We start from the raw sequence: 11,137 nt of genomic DNA, 5'->3' as shown, positions 1-11,137 counted from the left end.
CCTGTTACGACTGGCCGAAATCGACCCAAAACTGTCGATCAATACCTGGCAAATAACGCTCTGTAGGGGTCAGAACCCGCAGTGGGGGTCTGCCTCAATACATGATTTAACAAGTGGGCGATGACCGATGTTCATAAGTGGCTGTAACCCGGGATTTTAAGACCCGCTAGCCAGAAAACAGGTTAGAGTGTTCATCAATGTCTGTTCATAAGGGACCCTCCACTCGAATCGCGTAGTCGCGCCAAGCGGTTCCAGCGAACGATCCGGGCAAAAAAACGTATATCAATCGTTGTTTGAAGAATGAATCGTCCGCTGTTTGTTTCTCTAGATGGGCCCAAGGGAACCGGCAAAACCACACTGTTGGAGGCCGTTACGAAAGTACTGAGGGCAGACAACAAAAAAGTGATCCGACTTTGCGAGAAAAAAAGCGACCCCTATAGGGGTGAAACAATGACCCTCGTCAACCAACTCGTCAGAAATCCCACCCGGGAATTGGAGTTGGGGGTTTGTGAGCGCTTTGCTGATAGCCGTACCTGGATTTCCCGGCACGTGCTGGCTAAACAGCCACCAGGCAGCATTATCTTGATCGATCGCTGGTACCCGTCTGATGCCGCGTTTCGCCGGATAGTCCCGTTTGCAGAGATTCTACAGTTGAACATCGATCGAAACGTGCGAGTGCCAGACCTGCATGTCGGGGTTGTCACCGCCCCTGATATTTCATGGGCGAGGGCAGCGGCACGACGGCGTGGACTGAGCAGTACCGTGATCCATAAGCTGGAAGAACATGTCGCTTGTACCAAGGCGTTCGAGCGAGCGATTGCAGATCACGGCTGGGTTTTATGCCGTAATGAAGGAACGATCGAAGACGCAACGATGCAGGTGATTTCTGAGATCTATAGAGTTCTTCGATGCTAGCGAAGGCGCAAACAAACGCCCCGACATGTTCGGGGCGTTTGTTTTGTGCTGGATAAAAGCCTTTCAGCCAATTAATACCATCAATAGGTGAACATCAGCTGTAATGACTTGCCGAGCCAGCAGCGGGTTTGAGTTTCCTGGTATGGGTCAACTGATAGGCAATCGCCAGCCATATGAACCACCCTGGCATGACCATCAAGGCAATACGGGTGTCAGGTCTCAATGCCAGCAGACAGAGAACGAAACCCAGAAACCCCAAGGAAAACCAGGCCATCGGCACGCCGCCCGGCATCTTGTAGGCCGATATCGCATGCAAATCAGGTCGCTTTTTGCGATAGGCAATGTACGACGCGAGGATGGTCGACCAGGTGAAAATCACCAGGATTGCCGACACGGTAGAGACGATGGTGAACGCGGTCATGACTTCTGGAACGATGAACAGCAACAACACGCCTACCAGCATCAACAGTGTGGTGAACGCCAGGCTCAGCAGAGGCACGCTATTGCTCGACAGACGTCGGAAAACCCCCGGAGCGTTGTCCTGATTGGCCAATCCAAACAGCATGCGACTGGATGAAAATACGCCACTGTTGGCCGATGAGGCGGCGGATGTCAGTACCACGAAGTTGACGATGCCGGCTGCTGCGGGAAACCCTGCAACCAGAAACAGTTCGACGAAGGGGCTCTTGTTGGGCGAGACCTGTTGCCAGGAAGTCACTGCAATAATGCAGGCCAGTGCCAGCACATAAAACAGGATGATTCTCAGCGGAATCGAGTTGATGGCTTTAGGCAGGGTCTTCTCTGGGGAGCGAGTTTCTGCGGCAGCAGTACCGATCAGCTCGGTGCCCGCAAATGAGAAAATCGCCATCTGGAACCCGGCAAAGAAACCGAACAAGCCGTTGGGGAAGGCGGCCTGTTTATCCAGCAAGTGGTTCAGGGATGCGGTGACGCCACTGGGTGAGACAAAGGAGCTGGCAATCATCACCATGCTGACGCCAATCAGGGTGACGACGGCAATGATCTTGATGATCGCGAACCAGAACTCCACTTCACCAAAGAGCCTGACAGTCAGCACGTTCAAGGCGAACAGTGTCATCAGCATGCCGATCGCCGGTATCCAGGCGGGTACATCGGGGAACCAATACTGAAAAAATCCACCCACCACGACTGCATCACCTATCACTGCAACGCTCCAGCTTAGCCAGTATGACCAGCCGAGAAAGAATGCTGCGCGTGGGCCAAGGTAGGCACCGGCAAAATCCGCGAAGGTTTTGAAATTCAAGTTGGAGAGCAACAGTTCGCCCATGGCGCGCATGACGAAGTAGACGAACAGACCGATGATCATATAGATGAGGATGATCGACGTGCCGGAGAGGGCGATGATCTTCCCGGAACCCATAAAAAGACCGGTACCGATGGCGCCTCCCATGGCCATTAACTGTATGTGACGATTGCTGAGCGTGCGCTGCAGCGCGGGCTGTTCAACCCGCTCGGACGGAGTCGATTTCATTACAAAACCTCTTGATTTTATGTTTTTGAGTTTTGGCAGAAAGTGGGTGTCTAGCGTTCTTGTTGGAGATGTAACGGCTACTGACGGTAGTGATTTGCTGGCGGCAGGGTTGGTTCTCCACTCACTCAGTGATTAGCCCCTTGGCACTTTGCTCAGGGGCATCACCAATGGCTCTCAACTCACTGTGCGCAGGCGCGAGGGGACGATTGCTGACGGTTGATCAAGCAGCTGGTAGAGGTTTTTTATGTTGTCAGGCGTCGGCACCAGATGGATGCGCTCACCGATGGCATGCTCCCGCGCCAGGTCGTGCACGTAGCGCAGTGACGAAAAGTCTTCGAGGGCAAAACCCACCGAATCGAACACGGTGACCTGTGCGTCGCTCTCGCGGCCCGGGACTTCGCCCTGAACAATCCGGAAGAATTCGACGACGGGAGAGTCGGCGTCCAGCTGTTGAATGTCGCCTTCAATCCGGGTTTGCGGTTCGAATTCAACGATGACCCGGGCGTTTCGCAGGATGTCGGCGTGCAGTTCGGTTTTGCCTGGGCAGTCACCGCCTACGGCGTTGATATGCATGCCGGGCTCAATCATCTCGGGCGTCAGAATCGTTGCATAGGCTTTGTCTGCGGTGACCGTGGTGATGATGTGTGCGCCCTTGACCGCTTCCTGTACCGAGTTGGCCAGAATCACCTCAATATCCGGGAATGCTGACAGGTTGTGCTTCAACTTGAGTGAAGCGTCGCGATCGATATCGAAAATGCGGATTTCATTGATGGACAGCATTTCGTGGAAGGCGAGGGCCTGAAATTCGCTCTGGGCACCGTTGCCGATGATTGCCATGGTGCTTGCACCTGGGCGCGCCAGGGACTGCGCGACCAGGGCGGAAGTCGCCGCCGTGCGCACGGCTGTGGTCAGCGTCAGTTCACTGAGTAAGGTGGGATAGCCACTGTGGACATCGGCCAGGACACCGAAGGCCATGACCGTCAACAAATTGCTTTGACCGTTGCCCGGGTGACCATTCACGTATTTGAACGAGTACTGTTGGCCATCGTCGGTGGGCATCAACTCGATCACACCGTCGGCCGAATGATTGGCGGTACGGGGCGACTTATCAAACTGCGCCCAGCGTGAGTAGTCAGCTTCAATGTAAGCCGCCATTTCGCGGATTGCCCGGCGGATTCCCACTGTGGCGAACAGGCGTGCAGCATGATCGACGTCTATAAAAAGAGTCATGTTTTTATTCTCCGATTCAATAGTTGAAACGCTGCAGGTCAGGGGGGACTCAGGCGCGTTTGCTCTCGTAGCCATGCAGCACGTTCACCGCATTGATGCCGATTTCATCGACCATGTAGCCGCCTTCCATGACGAACAGGGTGGGGCAGCCCACCCCCGCGATCAGCTCGCCGATGCCGATGAAGTCTTCGCTTTCCAGCAGGAAGTGACTGATGGGGTCGTCCTTGAACGTGTCGACGCCCAGTGAAATAACCAACACTTCAGGGGCGAACTGCTGGAGTTTCTTGCAGGCGTGGAGCAAGGCGTTGCGATAACTTTCCCAGGTGGTGTTCTTCGGCAGCGGATAGTTCAGGTTGTAACCTTCGCCCTGGCCTGTGCCGACTTCGTGGCTGAAGCCTGAGTAGTACGGATAGGACACCGCCGGTTCGCCGTGCAGCGAGACAAACATGACGTCACTACGCTCGTAGAAAATGTTCTGGGTGCCATTTCCGTGATGAAAGTCGACGTCCAGTACCGCGACACGTTTGGCACCTTGGGTAACGGCCTGCTGTGCAGCAATGGCGGCGTTGTTCAGATAGCAGTAACCGCCCATGTATTCACGCGCTGCGTGATGGCCGGGCGGTCGGCACAGGGCAAAAGCACTGTCATGGCCTTCATCGATCAGCGCCAGGCCGGTGAGGGCGATGTCTGCACTGGTTTTCACCGCTTGCCAAGTGGTGGCGGTAATCGGGGAGCCGGCGTCCATGGCGTAGAAACCGAGCTTGCCGTCGATGAACGTCGGGACTTGCTCGTTGGACAGGTCACGCACTGGCCATACCAGCGGTAGGGCATCGTGCGTACGTCCGGTCGCGCACCATTCTGACCAGGCGCCTTCTAGAAAGCTGACGTAGCGCTCGCTGTGCGCATTGATGTAACACGACCGGTCAAATGCTCGCGGTTCGACGATCTGGCCAAGGCCTACCTGCTTGACACGGTTATGGACGGTATCGGCCCGACTGGGCTGTTCGAACGACGGCTTGAGCACGCCGTCTTTCAATTCGGTGCCGTGGTGCAAGCGGTGGGAATCACTGAAAACTGTAAACATTCTGCGCATCCGTTAATGTGAGCCAGTGCAAATATTCTGTTCCAGCCGGGAGGCGCTTTCTTTGCTTTGTTTTCGTGGTTTGCTAGATTAATCGGGCGTTTTTACTCTGGAATGGCGTAATGCAGAAAAAACTATCCAAACGCATCAGTCTCGACGATACCGACTTGGCAATCCTCGCATTGCTGCAAGAAGATGCGAGTATTTCCAATGCTGAGCTCAGTGAGCGCTTGTCGTTAAGCCTGACACCTTGCTGGAGGCGGCGTAAGAGAATGGAGGAGGCGGGCGTGATCAAGGGCTATCAGGCGAACCTTGATCGACGAATGCTGGGGTTGGATATCATGGCGTTCGTGCACATCCGTTTTTCCACCCACGCCGATCATGCTCCGGACGCCTTCGAGGCGGTGATTGCGCAATTGCCCGAAGTGTTGTCCTGTCACAAGATCACCGGCGATGCCGATTACGTGCTGCAAGTGTTGGCAGAGGATCTTGATAGCTACAGTGACTTTATCGAGCAGGTGCTCAGGCGTCAGGTGGGTATTGCGTCCATCCAGTCCAGTCTGGCTTTACGCGAGGTCAAGACCAGTAGCCGTATAGCGATACCCAAATCGAGCAAGGAGTGAATGGGCAGGGGTTAGATCACCTTTTGAAACCCTGCCTTTGACGTAGCTCCGTTGTAGTCAACCGACACACTGTTGCTCACTCAGTGACTGAGGCTTGTCCGTATTCTCACGGGCAAGCTCAATGCTTTAATGCAAGGTGATCGGTGCCGGCTATCTGTTCTACCTGGGTGTAAGGCAGTTGTTCAAAAAGAGCCCGATGCTCGCGCGAGCGTCAACCGAATTAACTGAATCTCAAAGCGATGCCCTGACCACCAATGGACAATCAACTGGCTGGGTTCCCGATACGTCGAGGGTCTCGATCAGGTGCCGGGCAGCCTTGCGACCGATCTCGTAGTACGGCAGTTGCACCGTGGTCAGCGGCGGGATGAACAGCTCGGCAATACCGATCATGTTGTCGTAGCCGAGCACGGCGACATCGTCGGGAATTTTCAGGCCACGGCCCAACAACAGCTGATAGGCACAAAAGGCAATGCGGTCGTTGCCACAGATCAGAACATCGAACTGGGGACGACCTTCGATGATGTGCCGGTCGAGGATGGCTGCGGTTTCACCATAGGCATCATGATCGGAAAGGTCGTATTGCAGCAGTGCGTCAGGCGCCAGGCCGAATGCCTGACAGGCACGCTGCAGGCCTTTTTGTCGCAGGTCCCAGGCCAGGCTCTGTTTGGGCAGATTGATACAAAGAGGGCGCCGATAGCCTTGGCTCAACGCGTGATGTACGGCGCGATACTGCCCCGATTCGTCGTCCGGCACATAACTGACCAGGTGACTGTCATCGGCCAGGCAATTGGCGAGTACCAGGGGTTTGCTCTTCAAACGCTCGGGAATGCTCACCTGGCGAAATCCCATGGCGCTGAAGATCAACCCGTCGGGACGGTGCGACAACATCAGGTCGATGTTCTGGTCGGTGGGCGGGTTGCTCAACAGGTTGAGGATGAAGACATTCCAGCCGGCCTGCTGTGCGGTCTGTTCGATGGACAGCAACAGTTCGACCGCGAACGGTGTGGTCGCGGTGTCCAGCGCGAACACTCCGATGGTGCGCGACTGGAGGTTGTCGCCGCGCATCTTGCGCGCCGACAGGCTCGGTACGAATTGCAGTTCATCAATGGCGCGACGTACCCGCTGAAGGGTTTCGGGGCTCAGTTTTTCCGGATTATTGAGCGCTCGAGAAACCGTCATCAGGGACACGCCGGCCAGCTGTGCAACATCTTTCACTGAAGTCATGCGAGATGAGACCGGTCAGGTTGACGCAGAATCATGACACAGGGCCCGGGCTTCTCGCGACTCGAATGACGCTGCTCACAGCCATCCAGAGCCCAGAGGCCATGCCTTGGGAATCGAGACACGCCCGCCACTTCCGCTGGCAAACAGCTTCACGCCCAGACTGTCGGGCCCCGGATAGAAGCGACTGCTGAGGCTGAAGCGCCCGTTTGCGTCGAACACCTCGATGGACGAGCGATCGAGAAACACACGCAGTTCCAGTCGCTCTTGTGTCGGGTCTATCGCCACGCTGCGCTGACCGGTGACTTGTGCACCCGAGCGGCTGCGGTCAAGCACCAGACGCTGCAGTGATGCATCGTAATAGAGCCGGGTTTCTTCCTGGCCATCGTCGCTGCAACGCAAGGCGATTCCCAGGTGGCCGTCGGTGCAGCCGAGCAAATCCAGATGCACATGGATCTCGAGCCGGTCGCCATTCACTTCCCGCACCCATCGGGCTCCCGAACCATCCCACCAGGACGTGCCCGGCAATGGCGCCTTGCGCAGAGCGGTGAGCTCCCGTGCCGGATACACGTAAAGGCGATCTGCATGCAGTTCAAGTTCGCGCGGTAAACCGAGCATGCCGCACCAGTGATGGGCCTGGCTCGGCATCGGGCTTTCCCACATGTCGAGCCACGCCCACACAAGGCGCCGGCCGTCGGCGGCCAGTAGCGTTTGCGCGGCATAGAAATCGTGGCCGTTATCCAGCTCGATAAAGGGCCCGCCGGTGAAGTGCCATTCGCTGTCGAGTCGGCCCACTCGATAGCCGGTCTGGTACTTGTTGAGCCGTTCGTAACCCTCCGGTTGCATGCCCTGGGGGGAGTACAGCAGTACATCGCGCCCGTTCAGTCGGAACAGATCCGGGCACTCCCACATATAGCCATCGCCCTCGCTGCCGCTGGACACATAATCGAGGAACTCCCAGGCGTGCAGATCGGTGGAACGGTATAGCGGCAGTAGCGGTTTATCACCCAGACGCGCGCCGGCAATCAGGTACCAATAGTCATCCTCCTGCCACACCTTGGGGTCACGAAAGTGCATGATCGTGTCTTGCGGCGCGTTCTCGATGACGGCGCCATGTTTGACGAACCGAATGCCGTCAGTACTGGTGGCCAGGCACTGGACCTGGCGGATCGAGCGTTCGTCACCCACTTCCCCCAGCCAGGTGTGCCCGGTGTAGATCAGTGCCAAGGTATCGCCACACACCACCGCGCTACCGGAAAAACAACCGTGGCGGTCGAAGTCGTCGCCGGGCGCGAGCGCAATGGGTAGATGTTGCCAATGGACCAGATCGGCACTCTTGGCATGCCCCCAATACATCGGGCCCCATTTCGCTTCGAAAGGGTGGTGTTGATAGAACACGTGGTATTCGCCACGAAAGTACACCACCCCGTTGGGGTCGTTCATCCAGCCCACCGGGGGGGCAAGATGATAATCGGGTCGATAATCGTGGATGACGCGAGACAGGCCATCACTCAGCGCATGCTGCGCAATTTCAAGGGCTGCGGACATTGGAACACTCATGGAATTCAAAGACACAGTCATAGGGCGCCTGCTCGTGCCGAGCGTAGAGGGACGCCATCCGGCAGGGTTTCAATGGCGTGTGGGTGGCGCTTCAAGGCCGTGCCGTCGGCGTCGAACAGGTGCAGGTTGTCGACGTCCAGTTGCAGCTCGACCCGATCGCCCGCCTGCCATCCGGCGTTGACCTCACAACGACAGATCAGTGGCTCGTCCTGACCTGTCTCGAGGTGCACATAGGTTTCGCTGCCCAGGTATTCGACCGCGGTCACGACGACACCGGCGGTTCCCTGCGCCGCTTTGAGCGACACGTGTTCCGGGCGAATCCCCAGGCTCAGTGGGGCGTCCGCTGTCAGGTTCGAGCTGTCGAAGGGCAGGGTGGTCATACCCAGGACGGGAGTATCGACCAGGCTGGTTTCACCCGGTACATGCAGGCGTGCCGCCAGAAAGTTCATTCTGGGCGAACCGAGGAAGCCGGCGACAAAGCGGCTCGCCGGGCGTTCATAGAGTTCGCGCGGTGAGCCGACCTGTTCTACGCGACCGCCATTGAGCACGACAATTTTGTCGGCCAGGGTCATCGCTTCCACCTGATCGTGAGTGACGTAGATCATGGTCGAGCCCAGTCGGGCATGCAGCCGGGCGATTTCGTTGCGCATCTGCACCCGCAAGGATGCATCCAGATTGGAGAGCGGCTCATCGAACAACAAAATGTCCGGCTCACGCGCCATGGCTCTGCCCATGGCCACACGCTGACGCTGCCCTCCCGACAGTTCCTTTGGCTTGCGTTGCAGCAGTTTGTCCAACTGCAGGATTTGCGCCGTTTTCAGCACGCGCTCGCGCAGGCTGGTCTTTTCAGTCCTGGCCAGTTTGAGACCAAAGCTGATGTTGTCGTAGACGCTCATGTGCGGGTACAGCGCATAGGACTGAAACACCATGCCGACGCCACGCTCGCGGGGCTCCAGGTCGTTGACCCGACGCCCGTCGATCAGCAGGTCGCCGCCGCAGATCGAATCCAGTCCGGCGATCAGTCGCAGCAGAGTCGACTTGCCGCAGCCCGAAGGGCCGACGAACACCACGAATTCACCCGCAGCGATCTCCAGGCTGACGTCGCGCAGAATCCGCGCGCCACCCAATTGTTTGTTCACGTTGTCCAGTTTCAATTTGATCACGATGCTGTTCCTTATAGTTGTCGGGCATCAACCCTTTAACGCGCCGGCAGTAAGACCGGAAACGATTCGGCGCTGGAAGATCAGCACCAGAATCACCAGTGGGACGGTGACCACCACCGATGCGGCCATCAACAGCCCCCAAGGCAACTCATGAGGACTCCCGCCGGAAATCAAGGCGATGGCGACCGGCACTGTGCGTTGCGTGTCGGTGAGGGTGAAGGTCAGGGCAAACAGGAACTCGTTCCATGCGGCGATAAAGGCCAACAAGCCAGTGGTGACCAGTGCAGGCCAGAGCAGCGGCAACAGCACGCGGGTCAGCGTGACCCATGGGGACGCGCCATCCATGATGGCCGCTTCTTCCAGTTCATGAGGCAGTTGCCCCATGAACGTGGTCAGCACCCAGACGGTGAAGGGCAGGGTGAAAATCGTGTAACTCAGGATCAACGCCCAGGACGTGTTGTACAGACCCAGGGCGCGGATCACTTCGAACAGACCCGACAGCACAGCGACCTGGGGAAACATCGACACACCAAGCACCAGCATCAACACCGTGCCACGCCCTCGGAACTTCACCCGGCCCAAGGCATAGGCGGCGGTCAGGCTGAGGAACAGCGCCAGCGTCACCACACACAGCGCCACCACCAGCGAATTACCGATCGCCCGCAGGAATGAAGCTTGATGGAGTACCGCCGCGTAATTGGAGAAGTCGGGGTTGTCGATCCAGTAGCTCACCTCGAACAAGGCGCTGGACGGCTTCAGTGAAGTCACGATGGCGTAGTAGAAAGGGAAGACCGCATACAGCAGCAATACCCCGATCAGGCACCAGAACCCGAGGCGCAACAGTGCTTTTTTCAGTAGGCGCAGGTTCATGACCGGACCTCCAGTTGACGGCGTCCGAGGTAGAGATAAAGCATGGCGATCACCGCAACCACCAGAAACAGCAGCGTCGAGGCCGCGCTGCCGTAACCGACGTCCTGGAATTCCACCAGGTGCTGGCGGGCATACACCGACATGCTCATGGTGCTCGACGAGTTCGAGGTCAGCACATAGATCACGTCGAATACCCGCAGCGAGTCGAGGATGCGGAAGATCGCCGCCACCAGCAGTGCGGGCATCAGCAGGGGAAGGGTGACACGCCAGAACACTTTCAGCGGATGAATGCCATCGACCCTCGCGGCTTCGTAGCAATCGCTCGGCAACATCTGCAAGGCCGCCAGCATCAGCAGCGTGACAAACGGCACGGTCTTCCAGACGTCGACGAGGATCACCGCCCACATCGACAGGTCCGCATCGGCCGTCCAGGCCAGGGGCGCGTCAATCAGGCCGAGGCTCAGCATCAGGTGATTGATGATGCCGAACTGGTCGTTAAGCATCCATGACCAGATCTTCGCCGAGACAATGGTTGGAATCGCCCAGGGAATCAGAATCATCGCCCGCACCAGGGAACGGCCGGTGAACTTGATGTTGAGCAGCAACGCCACCAACAGTCCCAGGACGACTTCCAGCCCCACCGACACCACGGTGAAATGCAAGGTGTTGCGCACCGCGTTCCACCATTGCGGATCGACCAGGATGCCCGACCAGCTGGAGCCGTTGTGGAACAGATAATTGCTCAAGCCGATGAAGGATCCGCCAGCGGTGTCCGACAGACTGGCGTCGGTCAGGCTGAACCAGAATGTGCGCAGTAGCGGCCAGGCCGCCACCAGGGCCAGACACAACAGCATCGGTGTCAGAAACAGCCAGGCGGCGCGTACCCGGCGTCGTTGTACGGGCGTTTCCCTGGTGAGCAGAAGCTCGTCACAGGGGACATGGGTCGTAGAGACAGACATGGTGA

General features: G+C 57.5%; 10 protein-coding genes and 1 pseudogene. 3 read left to right on the top strand and 8 right to left on the bottom strand.

Annotated features, from left to right (window positions below; translation table 11 throughout):
* Nucleotides 1-300 precede the first annotated feature (300 nt).
* A complete protein-coding gene (locus tag ACM6IK_RS03320; protein ID WP_414873142.1) occupies nt 301-915 on the top strand; it encodes a dTMP kinase in 615 nt (204 codons plus the stop codon).
* Nucleotides 916-1,009: 94 nt separating this feature from the next.
* Here the strand turns inward: ACM6IK_RS03320 and ACM6IK_RS03315 are convergent, their stop codons facing one another.
* The 3 genes from ACM6IK_RS03315 to ACM6IK_RS03305 form a co-directional block, all read right to left on the bottom strand.
* Nucleotides 1,010-2,425 carry an amino acid permease gene (locus ACM6IK_RS03315; RefSeq protein ID WP_414873141.1) on the bottom strand — a complete coding sequence of 472 codons (1,416 nt, stop codon included), beginning with the start codon at nt 2,423-2,425 and terminating at the stop codon, nt 1,010-1,012.
* Between the two features lie 174 nt (nt 2,426-2,599).
* Nucleotides 2,600-3,655, bottom strand: a complete 1,056-nt coding sequence (locus tag ACM6IK_RS03310) for an ornithine cyclodeaminase (RefSeq protein WP_414873140.1) — start codon at nt 3,653-3,655, stop codon at nt 2,600-2,602.
* A 49-nt stretch (nt 3,656-3,704) separates the two neighbouring features.
* Nucleotides 3,705-4,739 carry a histone deacetylase family protein gene (locus ACM6IK_RS03305; RefSeq protein WP_414873139.1) on the bottom strand — a complete coding sequence of 345 codons (1,035 nt, stop codon included), beginning with the start codon at nt 4,737-4,739 and terminating at the stop codon, nt 3,705-3,707.
* Between the two features lie 119 nt (nt 4,740-4,858).
* On the opposite strand from ACM6IK_RS03305, the gene ACM6IK_RS03300 reads away from it, so the two are divergent.
* On the top strand, nt 4,859-5,359 hold the full coding sequence (locus ACM6IK_RS03300; RefSeq protein WP_056724899.1) for an Lrp/AsnC family transcriptional regulator: 501 nt from the start codon (nt 4,859-4,861) through the stop codon (nt 5,357-5,359).
* A gap of 133 nt (nt 5,360-5,492) precedes the next feature.
* Nucleotides 5,493-5,579, top strand: a pseudogene (locus ACM6IK_RS03295) (LysE family translocator); the annotation flags it as partial.
* A gap of 11 nt (nt 5,580-5,590) precedes the next feature.
* On the opposite strand, the gene ACM6IK_RS03290 reads toward ACM6IK_RS03295, so the two are convergent.
* From ACM6IK_RS03290 to ACM6IK_RS03270, 5 genes are all read right to left on the bottom strand, one after another.
* Nucleotides 5,591-6,583 (bottom strand): LacI family DNA-binding transcriptional regulator, encoded by a 993-nt coding sequence (locus ACM6IK_RS03290; protein ID WP_414873138.1) that lies wholly within the window; start codon nt 6,581-6,583, stop codon nt 5,591-5,593.
* Between the two features lie 75 nt (nt 6,584-6,658).
* The gene (locus tag ACM6IK_RS03285; RefSeq protein WP_414873137.1) at nt 6,659-8,161 is read right to left on the bottom strand and encodes a glycoside hydrolase family 32 protein; all 1,503 of its coding nucleotides are present in this window, start codon (nt 8,159-8,161) and stop codon (nt 6,659-6,661) included.
* Nucleotides 8,158-9,303: an ABC transporter ATP-binding protein gene (locus ACM6IK_RS03280; protein ID WP_414873136.1), complete on the bottom strand. Its 1,146-nt coding sequence runs from the start codon at nt 9,301-9,303 to the stop codon at nt 8,158-8,160. Before ACM6IK_RS03280 ends, ACM6IK_RS03285 begins: the two co-directional genes overlap by 4 nt.
* Nucleotides 9,304-9,330: 27 nt before the next feature.
* Entirely contained in the window at nt 9,331-10,173 is an 843-nt protein-coding gene (locus ACM6IK_RS03275) for a carbohydrate ABC transporter permease (protein WP_414873135.1), read from the bottom strand.
* The gene (locus ACM6IK_RS03270; protein ID WP_414873134.1) at nt 10,170-11,132 is read right to left on the bottom strand and encodes a carbohydrate ABC transporter permease; all 963 of its coding nucleotides are present in this window, start codon (nt 11,130-11,132) and stop codon (nt 10,170-10,172) included. The genes ACM6IK_RS03275 and ACM6IK_RS03270 overlap by 4 nt, the downstream gene beginning before the upstream one ends.
* Nucleotides 11,133-11,137 lie beyond the last annotated feature (5 nt).

Origin of the sequence: Pseudomonas sp. IT-196MI5 (assembly GCF_949767415.1) — a bacterium.
Classification (GTDB): Bacteria; Pseudomonadota; Gammaproteobacteria; order Pseudomonadales; family Pseudomonadaceae; genus Aquipseudomonas.
The sequence above is the reverse complement of the archived record's forward strand: the minus strand, read 5'-3'. Positions and strand labels throughout refer to the sequence as shown.